Raw genomic sequence first — 16,245 nt, forward strand, 5'->3', positions numbered from 1 at the left:
ATGTTCTTCCCCGAAGCTACGTCAGGTCCGGTGACCGCGGCAACGGCGGCGGCCGCCGTCGGAGAATTGATGGCAGCTATTGTCCCCCCTGCACGCTTATGCTTTGGGTGAGCCATTTCTCGTGATGGCCACGTGCAACAACCAGGGGGACACTGTTGCGTCCGGATTCCAACTGGCGGGAGAGCCCGCCGCCACCAGATTTCGGCGTGCCCAACGGATCCTTCATTCCTACCGAGGGACTGCCCCCGGGCGTCCGGCGGTCCGCGAGCGGCCGTGTTCCGCAGTGGGCCATCGACGAGGCTTTCGGAGCGTTGCAGGACCCCGCCCCGTGGCGTACGGGTCCGCCCACCCACATGCCCCCTCCGGGTCCGGCCTACGGCCGGCGCAGAAGACGCCTCGGCAGAAAGTGGGCCATCGGCGCGGGCATTGCCCTGCTCGTGGGCCTCTCCTCGGTGCCGATGGTCTTCGAGCGCTTTGTGCTGCCTGCAGTCCTGCCGTACCTCCCCGGAGCGCCGGTGCCGCCGCCCGGGTTCGAGGCCGCCGCTGCGCCGCTGGGACAGCCGCCTGCCAGCGCGGGGTCGAAGGCGTACGCGCTGCAGGAATCCCCCGACCCCGGCCAGCCGTTCGCCGCCTACGATCCCTGCCGGCCCGTGCACTACGTGGTCCGTCCCGACAACGCCCCGCCCGGCGCTGACCAGCTGATCCAGGAGGCAGTGTCCAGGGTTTCTGCCGCCACAGGACTGCGCTTTGTCTACGACGGGCCCACGTCGGAAGCCCCCAGCGACGAGCGTGAAACGTACCAGCCGGACCTGTACGGCAAGAGGTGGGCACCTGTGCTCATTGCCTGGTCCAATCCTTCGGAGAGTCCTGACCTGGCGGGGGACGTCGACGGCCTGGGCGGCAGCGGCTACGCGTACGTGGAGGGTCAGCCCTACGTCCTGGTGGCGGGCCAAGTGGCACTCGATGCCCCCGATTTCGCGGACATCCTGCGGTGGCCTGACGGATCGAAGTACGGCCGAGCCGTCATCATGCACGAGCTCGCCCACGTCGTGGGCCTGGACCACGTGAACGACCCTACGCAGCTGATGAACCCGGAGGGCACCGGAGTCACCGAATTCGCGGCCGGCGACCTCGCCGGCCTGGCCGTTCTGGGCGGCGGGGAATGCGTCCCGGAACTCTGAGCCGGCGCTACTCCCGCCCTTTCTGTTCGGAGTTCTCCCCGTTCTGCTCGGAGTTCTTCCCGTTCTGCTCGGCGGACGCGATGGCCCAGGCGGCGTTGACTAGCCCGATGTGGCTGAACGCCTGCGGGAAATTCCCCAGCAGTTCACGGCCATCGGCCGACACCTCCTCCGCCAGCAGCCCCAGGTCCGTAGCGAAGCCGGCGGCACGGTCGAAAATCGTGCGGGCCCGTTCGGTCTGCCCGGCGAGCGCCAGGGCCTGGGCCAGCCAGAAGGTGCACAGCAGGAACGTCCCTTCCTCACCCGGAAGCCCGTCGGCAGCCCGGTCCCGGTACACCAGGCCCCGGTCATCGGTCAGGTGCCGGTCCACGGCGTCGATGGTGGCCAGCATGCGCGGATCGTCGGCCGGCAGGAAGCCCGCGATGCACAGCAGCAGGCTTGACGCGTCGAGCTCGGCCGAGCCGAATGCCTGGGTGTAGGCGTTTGCTGCATCGCTCCAGCCCTGGCCGCGGATCGCAGCAGCCATGTCCTCGCGTGCCTGCTCCCAGCCCCGTACCCGGTCCCAGGCGCCGGCCAGGAACCGTTTCGTCTCCGGTTCCACGCCGGCGAGGAGTTCCGGCAGCCTGGCCGCGGAGTCCAGCAGCTCCCCGTAGATGTCGAGCTGACGCTGCTGCCATGCCCCGTTGCCGACCCGCACCGGCCGGCTGGAGCGCCAGCCCGGAAGGTGCGCGAGCTCGCGCTCGGACAGGTCCCGTTCACCGCCAATGCAGGCCGGTCCTGCCAGCTGTGCCGGTGGTGAAGGACGAAGTGCACCGCGTCGCCGGTCCGCAGGGACAGCCGGGCCCGGGCAGGTCCGCCGTCGAGCTCGAACGGGACCGGGCTGGACAGGGCCAGCACATCGGCTCCGCCCCGGGCGAGCAGGCCGCCGGCCGTCGGCTGCAGCAGCGGCCGGACCAGGCCGTATTCGGGCCGCGGGTCGGGGAAACGCAGCCAGTCCACCGATCCCCTGGCCCCCACCAGCGCGGCGGATCGGCAGTCGGAGAGCAGCGCATAATCAGCAATCGGGTCACTGGCCATGCCCGCACCATAACCGATTCGGCAAGGCTCTGCGAGGGCACGGGCGCTGCCCGCGGGGAAGGCCCCGGCGGGGCTGCGCTGTTCACATTGTCCGGAGCGGCGCAGCTGTGAAAACATGCCTCATGCGCGCCATGCAGAATTCCAGCCGATTGCAAGATGTCCGGTACGACCTCAGGGGTCCGGTGCAGCATGCGGCGAAGAAAATGGAGTCGGAAGGCCACAGCATTCTGCGCATGAACCTGGGGGACCCGGCGCCGTTTGGCTTGCATGCGCCGGAGTCCATTGTGGTGGACATGATCCACCACCTGCGCGAGGCGCAGGGCTACAGCGACTCGAAGGGCATCTTCTCCGCCCGGACCGCCATTTCGCAGTACTACCAGACCAAGGGCCTGATGGAGATCGGCGTCGAGGACATCTTCATCGGCAACGGGGTCAGCGAGCTCATTTCCATGACGCTGCAGGCCTTCCTGGAGGACGGCGACGAGGTCCTCATCCCGTCCCCGGACTATCCGCTGTGGACGGCGGCCACCGTGCTGTGCGGCGGCAGCGCCGTGCACTACGTGTGCGATGAGGAGAACAACTGGTGGCCGGACATGGCTGACGTCGAGGCGAAGATCACCGACCGCACGCGGGCCATCGTGCTCATCAACCCCAACAACCCGACGGGCGCCGTCTATCCCCGGCACATCCTGGAGGGGTTCGCCGATCTGGCCCGGCGCCATGACCTGGTGCTGTTCTCCGACGAGATCTACGAGAAGATCCTGTTCGACGACAACGTCCACATCCACACCGCTTCCGTGGCCCGGGACATTCCGGTGCTGACCTTCTCCGGCCTGTCCAAGGCCTACCGGATGCCGGGCTACCGGGCCGGCTGGGTGGCTGTCTGCGGTCCGCGCTGGGCCACCGCCGCGTACCGGGAGTCGCTGGAACTGCTGGCCTCACTCCGGCTCTGCCCGAACGTTCCCGCGCAGCACGCGATCCAGACCTCGCTGGGTGGCTACCAGAGCATCACCGACCTGATCCGGCCCGGCGGCCGGCTGCGGGAACAGCGCGACCTCGCGTGCCGGCTGCTCAACGAGATTCCCGGCGTGAGCTGTGTTCCGGCCGCCGGTGCGATGTACCTGTTCCCGAAGCTGGATCCGGAGATGTACCCGTTCGTGGACGACGAGCAGTTTGTCCTGGACCTGCTGCAGGACCAGAAAATCCTGGTCTCGCACGGGACGGCGTTCCACTGGCACGCCACCGACCACTTCCGGTTCGTTATCCTGCCCGCCGTGGACGACATCCGCGAGGCCGTGCGCCGCATCGCCACCTTCCTGTCCTCGTACCGGGCCAAAGCGGGCCGCGCCCGCGCCATGTCCGGCAACGCCCACCACAGCCAGGACGAACTGAGCGCCTGAGCCCTGCAGCGGCACGGACCAAAAGGCATTGGAAAGCGGACGACGGCGGGAACCTCCCGCCGTCGTCCGCTTTCGTAGGAGCGCCCCGGACTACAGCGCCCGGTGATACTGGCTCGGCCAGAACTTTTTCGGTGCGTCTCCGGCGAGCCGGAGCGCGAAGTAGGGGTCCAGAAGGAGGGCTCGGCCTACGATCACTGCGTCCACCGGCGAAGATTCAAAAACCGTCCCCAGCAAGTCCGGGTCGGAGAGTTGACCGACGGGCGCCACGGCCAGTCCGGATTTTTCCCGCAGGACCTCGGCGAACTCCAGGTTTAGCCCATGCCTGCTGGGCGGCGGAACGTCTGCGGTCAAGGCCCCCGATGTCACGTCCAGCAGGTCGATGCCCAGGCCCGCAAGACGGCCGGCAAAGGTACCGGCCTCCTCCATTGTGATGCCGCCGTCGATCCAGTCGGTGGCCGTGATCCTGACAAAAACTGGCTTCTCTTGCGGAAACGCTTCGCGGACCGCTTTGCAGACCCGCAAGGGCAGCCGCATCCGATTCTCCAGCGAGCCGCCGTAGTCATCGCTGCGATCGTTCGTGATGGGTGAGAGGAACTGATGCAGCAAATAGCCATGCGCTGCGTGGACCTCGACAACATCGTATTCGGCGGCGTGCGCATTGACAGCCGCCTGGAAGAATGCCTCCACCACCTCGTCCATCTCGCTGATTGTCATCTCCACTGGAACGGTGAGCTGACCGAACGGCTTGGCGGACGGGGCCATGGGAATCCAGCCGCCGTCGTCGACGGTTACTGCACTGTTCTGGCCGCCCAGTAGCCACGGCACGTTGTGAGAACTCTTGCGGCCCGCACTCTGAAGCTGCACCGCGGCGGCCGCGCCAAGGTGCTTGATGTGGGCCGCCAGCTCCCGGTGTGCACTGACCTGGTCATCACTCCAAATGCCAAGGTCGTGGGCGGTAGTCCGGTGGCGGGGCCCGATGGCGGTCGACTCCACCATAATCATCCCGGCGCCGCCCACCGCCCGGGACCCGTAGTGGATGGTGTGCCAGCTGGTGGGAATACCATCCGCCCCGGCCGAGTACTGGCACATCGGAGACATCCATATGCGGTTGGGGATCTCCAATGCACGCAACTTCAGGGGGCGTACAAATTTTTCGAATTGGATGCTCATTAATTTCAACGTTTCCTTTAGACAGCCAGGGCGTTGGCTACAGAGCCCCGGGGCAGAACGTCGGGCTCCTCCAGTGCGGCGAGAAGGCCTGCGGCAAGGCAGGTGCGTTCGAGCATGCCGTCAATGCTGATCCATTCGTTCCGCGCGTGCGCGCCATCCCCCACCGCGCCGAGCCCGTCCAGCACCGGCAAACCGAGCGCGGCCGCGAAGTTGCCGTCACTGGCACCGCCAACCGACGTCTCTGCCAGCCGGAAGCCTAGTTGCTCCGCCACTTGCTCAGCCGCCGCAAACAGCCGTGCCGTTTGCGGGGACCGTGCCATGACAGGCCGGTTCCAGCCGCCGCTGACGCTCAGTGTCGCGTCCGCATGGCGGGCTGTTAGCCCGTCCAGCACTGCCTCAATGCGCTTGGCTTCCCGCTCGGAGGAAACCCGGACATCGAGGTCCGCTGTCGCGGTGCCTGCCTTGACGTTCGTCCGGGTGCCACCGCGGACCAGACCGACGTTGACGGTGGTCCCCTTTTCAAGATCGGTCTCGCCATGGAGCCGGAGGATCACGCGGGCAATCTCGTCGATGGCGCTGACTCCCACCTCCGGGTCAAGCCCGGCATGCGCTTCCTGTCCGGTGGCGCTCACCTGGAAGATGCCCACGCCCTTGCGCGCAGTCTTCAACGCTCCCCCGGCGCTGGCTTCGAAGACCAGGACGGCGTCACCGCGGACCACTTCCGACTCAATGACGGGACGCGAGGACGGGCTGCCCACTTCTTCATCGCCGTTCAGGACCAGCCTGACGTTCGGCCGTCGAAGCCCGAGTTCCTTCGCGGCCTTCAGCGCCCACACGAGCTGCACCAGGCCGCCCTTCATATCCAAGGCACCGGGTCCGGAAAAGCGGTCCCCCTCGACGGTCACGGGCCAGTCGCGGAGTGTGCCGGCGGACCAGACGGTGTCGTAGTGGCACAAAGCCGTGATCCAGGCATTGGCCCTATTCTCCGCCGGATAATCCAGCACAAGGGTGTCACCCCATTCACCGCCGTCAAAGAGACGCCGTTCGGCCGGCGCTCCGATGCGGGCCCGCACCCATTCCTCCACCCAGGCCAGCCCCGATGCGAGCAGCGCCTTGTCGTCCGAGGGAGTTTCCTGGGATACGTATTCCGTCAGGTCCGCCACCATGTGTGGCCTGTTCGCAGCAATCCATGCCGGCAAGTCGTGAAGGGTGCTCATCCTGCCATGGCCTTCTTGTCGAGGGCCACGAGATGTTCTTCACTCATAGTGATCACGCCGCGCTCGAGCTGCCCGATCAAAGCGACAAGCTCCTCCACCAGAGGCAGCTTCAGCCCATGCTCCTCAGCGATCAGCAGGACCGGGTGGTACTGGCTGGCAACCTCGGTAGGACGCTTTCTGACGGCGATGTCACGCCAGATGCCGGACCGGGTCTTCGTCTGGGTGGAAAGCCATTTGATGAGGTCGTCCGTGGCTTCGGAGTTCCGCACGGGGTCGGCGCTGCGCAAATAGCTGGACGGGTCAAACGCATCAAAGCCCTCAAGGCTGATGCCCTCGGCCGCCGCGACGTCGAACACCTCCGCGGCCAGCCCGTTCATGGCGGGCCGGTGCCGGTCGATGAGCTCGGCCATGTCCGCGTCTGCCAGCGCCGTCGCCGTGAGCATGGCGCCGAAGCCCAGCTTGGCCCACAGGAACCCTGCGACGTTTCCGGTGACTGTCGGGGTGCCCCAGTGCCGCAGGTCGTGGGCAAGCTGCCGTACCCGGGCGCTGGTGCCGCCTGCGAATTCGCCGAGCGCCATGGCGCCTATGCCGCCGTCATTGATGACGCCCGGTTCCAGGACATCGGCGAAGAGGTCGACGAAGGCAATCACGGTCCGGTCAGCACCGACGTGCGCGGCAATTGTCGCCTCGTTGAGCCCGTTCTGCATGGAGGCGACGTAGCCGTCACTGCTCAGCCGTGGGGCTATCCAGGCCGCTGCTTTGTCTGTTGCTTGGGACTTCACGGCGAGGAGCACGCGGTCCAGGTTCTCCGGGGCATCGTCCAACCCGTACACCGGTACCTCCGCGACGAGCACGCCGCCGGGCGTCTTGATCTGAAGACCATTCTTGCGGATCGCCTCGACGTGCAGGGCGTCGGCATCGACCAGTTGAACCGGGACACCTTGTGCGTGCAGGTGCGCGGCAAGGGTGCCGCCGATGGCGCCAGCCCCGACTACTGTGTATGGACTATCCTTCATGGTTTCCTTTCTTGCCCTGAACCGCCGTGCCAGCTGGCCAGTGGAGCGGGAGGTTAATGGCACCGGTAGAGGACCCGCCGTCGACGCGCAGTGTCTCGCCGGTGATCCATTCGGCTTCCTCGCCGGAGAGCCATACGACCGCGCGGGCGATATCGTCCGGTTCACCGCGGCGGCCCAGCGGGTTGCCGGAGACGGCGGCAGCGTATTCCTCGGTGACGGGGTTGGCGCTGCTGTTTACTGTGACAAATCCGGGAGCTACGGCGTTGACGCGGATGCCGTGCTGGCCCAGTTCGAGCGCCGAGGCCCGGGTTGCCATTTCCAGGGCGGCCTTGGAGGTGGAGTACGGTGCGGCTCCGGGCCGGGCCCGCAACGCCGCTCCGGAGGAGATATTGATGACGGAGGCACCGCGGCCGGCCTCGATGGCCCGCTTGGCCAGCGCCACAGTCGCAAGCACGGGAGCCCTGGTGTTGAGGTTCTGCACCGCATCCCAGGTCCGCGCGTCCAGGGAAAGGATCGGGGTGGCCGGGTAGATACCCGCCGAGTTGACCAGCACGTCCACCGGTCCTGCCGCCCAGGCTTCGGCTATCAGGGACTCGGGGCCGTCCGGAGACGCGAGGTCCGCCGCCACCGTCAGTACCTCGGCCGCTCCGGCAGCCCGGCAGTCCTCCGCCGCCGAGGGCAGGGCTGCTGCATCGATGTCGGCCAGGGTCAGCCGGTAGCCAAGGCCCGCGAAGCGGGCAGCGACCTGCCGGCCGATGCCGCTGCCCGCTCCCGTGATGACTGCATGCCGGCTCAATCGAGGGCCTTGCCTTTCGTTTCCGGCATGGTCAGGTAGACCGCGACGCCGATCGCTGCCGCCACCATGCAGTAGAGCCACACGAAGCCGCCGTAGCCGCTGGCGCTCATCCAGGTGGTGATGTACGGGGCGGTTCCGCCGAACAACGCCACTGCGAGGGCGTAGGGCAGGCCGATGCCGGTCGCCCGGACCTCGGCGGGGAACTGCTCGGCCATGATCACGGCGCAGTTGGCGGAGTAGCCCAGGAGCAGGATGATGCCGATGACTTCGATGAGCAGGAGCACCCAAAAGTTGCCGTTGAGCAGGGTGAAGGCCGGCCACGCGAACAGCAGGAACCCGCCTGCGAAGGCGGTCATGGTGGGCCGGCGGCCGATTTTGTCCGACAGAAGCCCGGCGAACGGCAGCAGGATCAGGAAGATGCCGACCGCGATGAAGTTGGCCAGCAGCGCCTGGCTCAGGGGAATGCCAGTAGAGACAGCGGCGTACGTGGGCATATATGAGACCCACATGTAGTACAGCAGCGTGCCTGCAATGGTGATGCCGAAGACCCGCAGAGTTGCCTTCGGGTGTTTGACGAACATGGTCAGCACCGAATTACGGCGAGTCTCTCCGGAGGCCTCGGTAAGGGCCTTGGCGTTGACAAACGATTCGGTCTCTTCCACTGAGGAGCGCAGCCAGAGGCCCACGATGCCCAGGAGTGCGGCGAGCAGGAACGCAAGTCGCCAGCCCCAGCCGTCCAGGGCGTCCTTGGACAGGGTGGAGGTGATGATCGCCCCCATGCCGGATGCGAGCAGCACGCCGGCGCCGACCGAAACCTGCTGCCAGGAGCCGGCAAAGGCACGCCGGCGGGGCGCCGCTGACTCAACGAGGAAGGCCGAGGAGGATCCGAACTCGCCGCCGGCAGAGAAACCCTGGACCATGCGGGCCACCACCAGGATGATCGGCGACAGGAGCCCCACGCTCTCGTACGTGGGAGCCAGGCCGATCACGGCGGTCGCGCCGGCCATCAGGCCAATGGTCAGCACCAGGCCCTTCTTCCGGCCGTGACGGTCGGCGTAGGCTCCCATGACCGCCGCGCCCACGGGCCGCATGATGAAGCCGACGGCGAAGATGGCGAGCGTGGCCAGCAGGGCAGCGATGGGGTCGCCCTTGGGGAAGAAGTGGTGGGCGAAGACGGATGAGAAGGTGGTGTAGACGGCCCAGTCCACCCACTCGACGGCGTTGCCGATGCCGCCGGCGATGATTGCCTTGCGGCCGCGGGAGGAGAGCTTGGTTTCGTGGACGGTTTCCACTGTCAGCTGGTGAGTCATGCGACTGTCATCCTGGGGGTGAGTTGGGAAGAAACGTGGGTTGCCAGGTCGGCGTGGGTGGTGATCCATACGTCGTTGTGGGATCGGATGTGGTCCATGAGCTCCGCCAGGATCATCAGCCGGGATCGGTGGCCGATGATGTGCGGATGCATGGTGAGCTGGAAGACGCCGCCTGCCGCGTAGGCAGCGTCGAACTCGTCCTTCCAGATCTGGAGGAGCTGGCGCGGAGGCATGTAGGGGCGCAGTCCGGAGAAGCGGTCCATCATCAGGTAAGGCGCGTCATCCCGGATCCACTCGACCGGAATTTCGATGATCCCTGTCTGGGCCCCGTCCGCGAGCAGCTCGTAGGGTTCGTCGTCGGCCATCAGGGAGGAGTCGTAGACAAATCCCAGCTCCCGAATGACGTCGAGAGTGGAGTCGGAGAAGTCCCAGGAGGGCGTCCGGATCCCCACGGGACGGGTTCCGGACTGGCTGTGCAGGACGTCGGTGGCCCGGCCCAGGAGGTCCAACTCCTGTTCGTAGGAAAGCAGCGTGTTGCGCTCGTGGATCCAGCCGTGGACTCCCACTTCGTGGCCCTGTTCCACATAGGTGGGCACCTCCTCCGGGCGGAGCAGGGCGCACACGGCCGGGATGTAGAAGGAAGCCGGCGCCTCGTAGCGGCGCAGGAGTTCCAGGATCCGCGGGACGCCGGCCCGTGCACCGTATTCCCCCTGGGCCATCCGCCCCGGGGAGGTCTCGCCGTCGCGCAGGGAGGGAGTTTCGTGGTCAGAGTCGAAGGAGAGCAGAACTGCAGCCCGGGCGCCGCCCTGCCAGCGCAGGGACGGATCGGAGTGGACGAGCGACTGCCCGGCACGGACTTTGTTCACGTGCCCGCGCCACTCAGGCTCGGGCCACTGCCACGACTGGGCGTTGTTCACAGGTGCTCCTTTTGTAGTCTCGCGGCCAGCAGGCGATTCGGCAGCGGCCGGCCTGGGGTCCAAGGTTGCGAAATATTGAGCGTGATTCAGCTCTCACTGCATAAAGGTAGGGCAAATCGTGAACGAGGACAAGCCTCAATGGGAAAATCATTCAAAAAAAGATGTGTTAACGGTTTTTTCAGTGTCGCGGCCCGTGTTTTCGCGGTAGTCTTGATCCACCAGAAAGCATTTGGATGACCGGTGGAGGCCGAAATTTCACTCATGGACGAGACCGACCTCGACATCGTCGCTGCACTGCAGGCCGCCCCGCGCGTCCCTGCAAACGCCCTTGGGGAGATCCTTGGGATTCCTACCTCCACGATCACCCGGCGGCTGAACCGGCTGCAGCAGGACCGGATCATGAAGGTGATCGGACGGTTCGCCTGGCCACTGATCCTCTCCGGGAACCCGCAACAGCTGTGGATCTGTTGCGAGCCCGGCCAATCAACCCACGTGGCGCAACAGCTGAAGGCCTTCACCGAGATCCAGTTCGTCATGACCACCTCGGGAACCGGCGACATCTATGCGGACCTGTATCCCCTGCATGGTTCAGACATCAATGACCTTGTCACCAACCGGATCCCCTCGCTGGCCGGCATCAGGTCGGTTGAGTCACGCCTGGTGCTGGATTCCCGGCGCGTGGGCCAGAACTGGCGCTTCCAACGGCTCACCCCGGAACAGACCGAGGCCCTGTCCACCCACGTCATTCCTGTCAATCAGCCGGCGCTCAACTCCCTCGATGACCTGTCGGATTTGGAGTTCGGTACCATGTGCGAGCTGGGGCGTAATGCCCGCGCCTCCGCCGCCGAAGTGGCCCGGACCCTGAATGTCAGCAGCTCCTCCGCGTACCGGGCCATCCAGATGCTCCTGGCCACTGGAGCCATTTCGCCCCGCGTCGAGGTGGAACCCAGCGCAGTGGGCTTCCCCCTCACCGCCGTTGTCTCGCTGCAGGTCAAGCCCAACTCCATCGCCGCGGTGCTCGACCGGCTCAGCAGCCATGAGTCTGCCCGCATGATCGCGATGGTGACCGGCCAGGCACCGGTGGTCTTTCACGGGGTGTTCCGGAGTCCAACAGACCTGGCCGACTTCATCACCGAGGACATTGGCGCACTCCCCGGCATCCGGACCATGGACACCAGCGTGGGGCTGAAAGTCATGCGGCGCTATTGGATGGATCGCGAGGGCGCCTTCATCGGCGACCAGGTGGAAGGCTTGCTGCGCCGGTAACATTCAGGAACCCGAGCGGACGACGGCGGGAGGCTCCCGCCGTCGTCCGCTTTCCTGTTCCCGCAGACAATCAGTAAGGTTGCTTACTAAAGCCCTGCTTGTGGGTGACGTGGCTGAGGACGAAGGACGGGATCCGGCGTTGACCGATAAACAAGAAACACCAGAAACGGGCGTGCGCGGTGAGCTCCGCCAGGACACGACCGTCGGCGGCAAGGACCTCACCCGCTGGCAGAGCCGGTTCGGACGCCTCCTGGTGGGAGCCGTCCAGCGGATCAGCCAGATCCTGGGCCCGCAGGGCGCATTGATCCTGACCCTGTTGCTGGGGGCGGTCATTGCCGCGGTCCTCACCGCCGCCTTTGCCGAGGTGTACGAGTCGGTGGTCCGGGCCGACGGGGTGGCCGGCCTCGACCATCCGGTCCTCGCGGCCGGCAAGAGCCTGCGCTCCCCCGGCCTGGACGTGGCCATCACGGCCTTCACCGACGTGGGCGGCACCATCGGCATGCCAATCCTCGCCCTGACCGCCATGGGTGCGCTTGCCTACCGGCGGCGCTCATGGACGCCCGTCATTTTGATTGTCACGGCCGGCCTGGGCTCCCTGCTGATGACCATCGCGGGGAAGCGGCTGATCGGCCGCACCCGCCCCGACCTCAGCGACGCCGTTCCGCCCTACGAGCACTCGGCCTCGTTTCCCAGCGGCCACTCCCTGAACGCCGTGGTGATCGCGGGAATCGTCGCCTACCTGATCATCCTGCGCCTGAAGACGGCCCGCAGCCGCGTCCTCACCGGGGCGGCCGCCGCGGTTTTCGCCGCGGCCATGGGCCTGAGCAGGGTGTATCTGGGCCACCACTGGCTCACCGACGTGCTCGCCGCATGGGCGCTCGGCGCGGCCTGGCTGGCCCTCGTGATCACCGCCCACCGGCTTTACCTGACGGTGCGGAAGAAGAGGGCGGCGAACGTCAGCCGATAGGCTCGGCCATCTGTTCCACGACGTACTGGACGTCCACGGCGGTGCCGGTCACGGGATCGGCCATCTCCACCTTCCAGCTGCGGGCGAACTGGTTCACGCCGCCGGTCATGGCCACGGTGCCGGAGATGAGTACCGTCCCGGGGGCGTTGAGGCCGCGTTCGGTGAGGACGTCCAGCCAGTAGTCCGGCGTCAGCAGGGCTTCCAGTGAGCTGTCCTGGATGAGGGTGTCGGGGGTGTCGCCCTCCCCCACCCAGGCCTTGAGGGTGATCTGGTCCAGGTGGTCCCGGACGTCATCGAGCCGCCAGGCCTTGCGGCCCAGAACGTCCGGGCTCGCGTTCTTGCTCCAGGCCACACCGTGCACCTCGAGGGCGCGGTCCGTGTGGTCGCAGGCGACGGTGAGCAGCACGCCCTCCCCGGTGATGACAAGGGCCCACTCAGCCTCCCCGGAGGTGCGTTCATGCTGCACCCGGACTTCCGATACCTGCTGGGCCAGATAGGGGGACACTGGATACAGGGCGGGAGTAGTGGCCGGGCCCGGAACGCCAAGTTCAGCGAGCTCAGCGATATGGGCCTGGACTTCATCCTGCTCACGCCCCGCGTAGCCGGCATTCAGGAGGTGCCTGACCTCCACATCCTGTGTGCGGCCGTCCGGTAGTTCGAAGCTCAGAGTCGTCATCGTGGGATCCATCCTTTGCATTTGCTGCTGCAGAAATATTTACAAACCGGAAACCGGAAACGGTCGCCAATGTACATCCAGTATGCGTAATGTATACATTTAACGCCAGCGTGACAGGCGTCACTCGAAAAACCTCGTGGAGGACAACACCATGGCCAACGCTCCAGTTCCGGATCCCGGCACCGCGCCGCATCCGCACGCCGCCCCGCACCCGACGATCCACCCCAAGGGCCTGTACAAGGCCTTCGCCGCCAGCCTCACCGGCACCGCCCTCGAGTGGTACGACTTCGCCGTGTACTCGGCGGCGGCCGCCGTCGTATTTCCCGTCGTTTTCTTCCCGGCGACCGATCCCCTGACCGGGACAATCCTCGCCTTCTCCACCTACGCCGTCGGCTATGTTTCCCGCCCGGTGGGCGGGATCATCTTCGGCCGGCTCGGGGACCGCATCGGCCGCAAGAAGGTCCTGGTGACCACGCTGATGATCATCGGCGTCGCCACGGTGCTCATCGGCGTGCTGCCCAGCTACGCCAACATCGGCGCCACGGCAGGGATCCTCCTGGTCCTGCTGCGGTTCGCACAGGGCGTGGGCGTCGGCGGCGAATGGGGCGGTGCCGTCCTGCTCTCCAGCGAATACGGCGACCCGCACCGCCGCGGCTTCTGGGCCTCCGCGGCCCAGGTGGGCCCGCCCGCCGGCAACCTCCTGGCCAATGGCGCCCTCGCCGTTCTGACCGTCTCGCTGACCGAGGAGCAGTTCCTCAGCTTTGGCTGGCGCATCGCTTTCCTGGTCTCGGCAGTGCTGGTTGGCTTTGGCCTCTGGATCCGGCTGCGGCTTGAGGACACCCCGATCTTCAAGGCCATCGCGGCCCACGGCGAGCAGCCCCACGCCCCCGTCCGTGAGGTCTTCAGCAAGGAGCTCCGCCCGCTCATCGCCGCCATTCTCTGCCGCGTGGGACCGGACGTGCTGTACGCGCTGTTCACCGTCTTCACGCTGACCTACGGCATCCAGGTCCTGGGCTACGAGCGCAATCAGGTGCTCACCGCCGTCCTGATCGGTTCCGCGTTCCAGCTGTTCATGATCCCGCTGGCCGGCTACGTCTCCGACCGCTTCAACCGCCGCCTGGTCTACGGCGTCGGCGCTGTGGCGGGCGCGGTGTGGACGTTCATCTTCTTCGGCGTCCTCGGCGGAAACAACCAGCCGATGCTCATCGTGGGCATCGTCCTCGGCCTCATGGCCCACTCCTTCATGTACGGCCCGCAGGCCGCCTTCATTGTGGAGCAGTTCTCCCCACGACTCCGGTCCACCGGCAGCTCGCTGGCGTACACCTTCGCCGGCGTCATCGGCGGCGCCATCGCGCCCCTGCTGTTCACGCTGCTGCTCGCCGAGTTCGGGACGTGGATTCCGGTGGCCATCTACGTGGCCGTGGCCGGGGCGGTCACCGTGCTGGGGCTGGCCCTCGGCCGGGACAACGACACCATCGAGGACCTGGACTACCGGCTGCTGCTGGAAGGTTCCGCCTCGGCCGGCCAGCAGTCCGGCGCAGCCTAGCTGCGAGTTTTTGTCCAGATATCGGCAGTTAGAGGCCCGGGAAGTCGCGATATCTGGACAAAAACTCCATCAGGTGGGGGATCAGGTCCGCAGAAGGATGTCGCGGGTGACGGCCAGGTGATGGTCGATGGCCTTTTGCGCCTTCGCCGCGTCTCCGGACACCAGGGCATCGAGGATGTCCTGGTGTTCGGAGCACACCTGCTCGCGCCGTCCCCCGGTCCGGAACAGGGCGGAAACCCCGACGACGATCTGCCGGACGTGCAGTTTGCTGTAGGTCCTGGAGATGAGCTCGTTGCCCGCGGCGTCAATGAGCTGCTGGTGGAAGAGGGTGTCCAGCCGGATGAACTCCCGCGCAGCTTCGGCCCCTTCGTTTTCGGGCAGTTTGGACTGCTGGTCGAGGGTGTCCTGCATCTGGTCCGCCGGAACGCTGCGGTGTTCGATGACAAGGCGGGCGGCGTGGCTTTCCAGCACGCCCCGCAGCTCCATCAGTTCCGAGATTTCGCGGCCGGTCACCGGGGGAACGTACGCGCCGCGCTGCGGGATGAGCTCCACCAGGCCGTCGGAGACCAGCAGCAGCAGGGCCTCGCGGACAGGGGTGCGCGAGACCCCGATCTCGGCGGCCAGCTCCTGCTCGTTGAGGAACCGCCCCTGCATCTCCGGGTCGGTGAGGATGTTTTCACGCAGATAGGCGTACGCCTTCTCCCGGCCGGACGCCGCCGTCCCAGAACTTTTTCGCATACATCAGGTATACAACAGAGAAGAGCAGATCCATGCGTCTAGCAGTTGCCCAAATCGTCACCGGTGCCGACCTCACGGCCAACCTCGGGCTGATCCGAGACTACGCCACGCGGGCAAAGGCGGCCGGCGCGGAGCTGGTGGTCTTCCCCGAAGCGGCAATGCGCGCCTTCGGCAATCCGCTGGCCGGCAGCGCTGAGCCGCTGGACGGGCCGTGGGCCACAGCGGTACGGGTTATTGCCCGGGACCTGGGCATCGCCGTCGTGGTTGGCATGTTCACGCCCGGCGAGGGCGGCCGGGTACGGAACACGCTGCTGGTCACCGGTCCGGGGCTCGACACCTCCTACGACAAGATCCACCTCTTCGACGCGTTCGGCTTTGCCGAATCCGATTCCGTGGATGCGGGAACGGCTCCGGTGACTTTCGAGCTCAACGGCACCACCATCGGCCTGGCCACCTGCTACGACGTCCGCTTTCCTGCACTGTTCACGGCCAATGCCAGGGCCGGTGCCGCCATCAACATCGTCTGCGCGTCCTGGGGTGCGGGCGAGGGCAAGGCGGAGCAGTGGGACCTGCTGGTCCGGGCACGGGCCGTGGACAGCACCACCTTCGTGGTGGCTTGCGGCCAGGGTGATCCGGCAACCCTCGGGCTGCCGTCTGCAGGCGCCGCGCCCACCGGGATCGGCCACAGTGCGGTGGTATCGCCGCTCGGTACCGCGCTGGTGGCACTGGGTGGCGAGCCCGAACTGGCCGTCGTGGACATAGACCCGGCCATCATTCCGGAGGTCCGCGGAAAGCTGCCCGTACTGGCGAATGCCCGGAGTCTCTAGACCTGCCGGACAGTTTCCGGGAAGTACGACGGCGGGGGGGGGGGGGCCGCGGGGGGGGCCCCCCCCCCCCCGGGTGTGGGTGGGGGACGCCCGCCCCCCCCCGCCCCCCCCCCCCCCCGCGCCCGGGCGGGGGGGGGTAAAAAA

The 16,245-nt window shown here is 66.7% G+C and carries 16 protein-coding genes; 7 read left to right on the top strand and 9 right to left on the bottom strand.

From position 1 onward, the window contains the following. Window positions 1-206 precede the first annotated feature (206 nt). On the top strand, window positions 207-1,181 hold the full coding sequence (locus tag ACFVTE_RS20345) for a peptidase (protein ID WP_387103596.1): 975 nt from the start codon (window positions 207-209) through the stop codon (window positions 1,179-1,181). Window positions 1,182-1,188: 7 nt separating this feature from the next. On the opposite strand, the gene ACFVTE_RS20350 is transcribed toward ACFVTE_RS20345, so the two are convergent. Continuing rightward, a complete protein-coding gene (locus ACFVTE_RS20350; RefSeq protein WP_387103690.1) occupies window positions 1,189-1,962 on the bottom strand; it encodes a glycoside hydrolase family 15 protein in 774 nt (257 codons plus the stop codon). 8 nt (window positions 1,963-1,970) lie between these two features. On the opposite strand from ACFVTE_RS20350, the gene ACFVTE_RS20355 reads away from it, so the two are divergent. Both ACFVTE_RS20355 and ACFVTE_RS20360 read left to right on the top strand, forming a co-directional pair. Continuing rightward, window positions 1,971-2,366, top strand: coding sequence for a hypothetical protein (locus tag ACFVTE_RS20355; RefSeq protein WP_387103598.1), 396 nt, complete (start codon window positions 1,971-1,973; stop codon window positions 2,364-2,366). Window positions 2,367-2,377: 11 nt separating this feature from the next. Then, window positions 2,378-3,655, top strand: a complete 1,278-nt coding sequence (locus ACFVTE_RS20360) for a pyridoxal phosphate-dependent aminotransferase (protein ID WP_387103601.1) — start codon at window positions 2,378-2,380, stop codon at window positions 3,653-3,655. A gap of 90 nt (window positions 3,656-3,745) precedes the next feature. Here ACFVTE_RS20360 and ACFVTE_RS20365 read toward each other — a convergent pair whose 3' ends face one another. Genes ACFVTE_RS20365 through ACFVTE_RS20390 form a run of 6 tightly spaced genes read right to left on the bottom strand, consistent with a single transcriptional unit; the run spans window position 3,746 to window position 10,081 of the window. Then, on the bottom strand, window positions 3,746-4,825 hold the full coding sequence (locus tag ACFVTE_RS20365; protein ID WP_387103604.1) for an NADH:flavin oxidoreductase/NADH oxidase: 1,080 nt from the start codon (window positions 4,823-4,825) through the stop codon (window positions 3,746-3,748). A 17-nt stretch (window positions 4,826-4,842) separates the two neighbouring features. After that, window positions 4,843-6,042 carry a M20 family metallopeptidase gene (locus tag ACFVTE_RS20370; RefSeq protein ID WP_387103606.1) on the bottom strand — a complete coding sequence of 400 codons (1,200 nt, stop codon included), beginning with the start codon at window positions 6,040-6,042 and terminating at the stop codon, window positions 4,843-4,845. Beyond that, window positions 6,039-7,058 (bottom strand): ketopantoate reductase family protein, encoded by a 1,020-nt coding sequence (locus ACFVTE_RS20375; protein WP_387103608.1) that lies wholly within the window; start codon window positions 7,056-7,058, stop codon window positions 6,039-6,041. Before ACFVTE_RS20375 ends, ACFVTE_RS20370 begins: the two co-directional genes overlap by 4 nt. Further along, the gene (locus tag ACFVTE_RS20380) at window positions 7,048-7,854 is read right to left on the bottom strand and encodes an SDR family NAD(P)-dependent oxidoreductase (RefSeq protein WP_387103611.1); all 807 of its coding nucleotides are present in this window, start codon (window positions 7,852-7,854) and stop codon (window positions 7,048-7,050) included. Before ACFVTE_RS20380 ends, ACFVTE_RS20375 begins: the two co-directional genes overlap by 11 nt. Further along, entirely contained in the window at window positions 7,851-9,164 is a 1,314-nt protein-coding gene (locus ACFVTE_RS20385; protein WP_387103614.1) for an MFS transporter, read from the bottom strand. The genes ACFVTE_RS20380 and ACFVTE_RS20385 overlap by 4 nt, the downstream gene beginning before the upstream one ends. Further along, window positions 9,161-10,081, bottom strand: coding sequence for a polysaccharide deacetylase (locus ACFVTE_RS20390; protein ID WP_387103616.1), 921 nt, complete (start codon window positions 10,079-10,081; stop codon window positions 9,161-9,163). The genes ACFVTE_RS20385 and ACFVTE_RS20390 overlap by 4 nt, the downstream gene beginning before the upstream one ends. Window positions 10,082-10,342: 261 nt before the next feature. On the opposite strand from ACFVTE_RS20390, the gene ACFVTE_RS20395 reads away from it, so the two are divergent. Then, a complete protein-coding gene (locus tag ACFVTE_RS20395; RefSeq protein WP_387103619.1) occupies window positions 10,343-11,347 on the top strand; it encodes an Lrp/AsnC family transcriptional regulator in 1,005 nt (334 codons plus the stop codon). Between the two features lie 139 nt (window positions 11,348-11,486). Further along, a complete protein-coding gene (locus ACFVTE_RS20400; RefSeq protein WP_387103621.1) occupies window positions 11,487-12,314 on the top strand; it encodes a phosphatase PAP2 family protein in 828 nt (275 codons plus the stop codon). On the opposite strand, the gene ACFVTE_RS20405 is transcribed toward ACFVTE_RS20400, so the two are convergent. Next, a complete protein-coding gene (locus ACFVTE_RS20405) occupies window positions 12,304-12,990 on the bottom strand; it encodes a DUF2848 domain-containing protein (RefSeq protein ID WP_387103624.1) in 687 nt (228 codons plus the stop codon). The genes ACFVTE_RS20400 and ACFVTE_RS20405 overlap by 11 nt on opposite strands. A gap of 151 nt (window positions 12,991-13,141) precedes the next feature. Here ACFVTE_RS20405 and ACFVTE_RS20410 point away from each other — a divergent pair, with 151 nt between their 5' ends. Beyond that, the gene (locus tag ACFVTE_RS20410; RefSeq protein WP_387103627.1) at window positions 13,142-14,536 is read left to right on the top strand and encodes an MFS transporter; all 1,395 of its coding nucleotides are present in this window, start codon (window positions 13,142-13,144) and stop codon (window positions 14,534-14,536) included. 81 nt (window positions 14,537-14,617) lie between these two features. On the opposite strand, the gene ACFVTE_RS20415 is transcribed toward ACFVTE_RS20410, so the two are convergent. Then, the gene (locus tag ACFVTE_RS20415) at window positions 14,618-15,274 is read right to left on the bottom strand and encodes a GntR family transcriptional regulator (RefSeq protein ID WP_387103630.1); all 657 of its coding nucleotides are present in this window, start codon (window positions 15,272-15,274) and stop codon (window positions 14,618-14,620) included. 32 nt (window positions 15,275-15,306) lie between these two features. Here ACFVTE_RS20415 and ACFVTE_RS20420 point away from each other — a divergent pair, with 32 nt between their 5' ends. Continuing rightward, window positions 15,307-16,101 (top strand): carbon-nitrogen hydrolase family protein, encoded by a 795-nt coding sequence (locus ACFVTE_RS20420; RefSeq protein ID WP_387103633.1) that lies wholly within the window; start codon window positions 15,307-15,309, stop codon window positions 16,099-16,101. Window positions 16,102-16,245: the final 144 nt, after the last annotated feature.

Source organism: Arthrobacter sp. NPDC058097 (genome assembly GCF_042884885.1).
GTDB lineage: Bacteria > Actinomycetota > Actinomycetes > Actinomycetales > Micrococcaceae > Arthrobacter.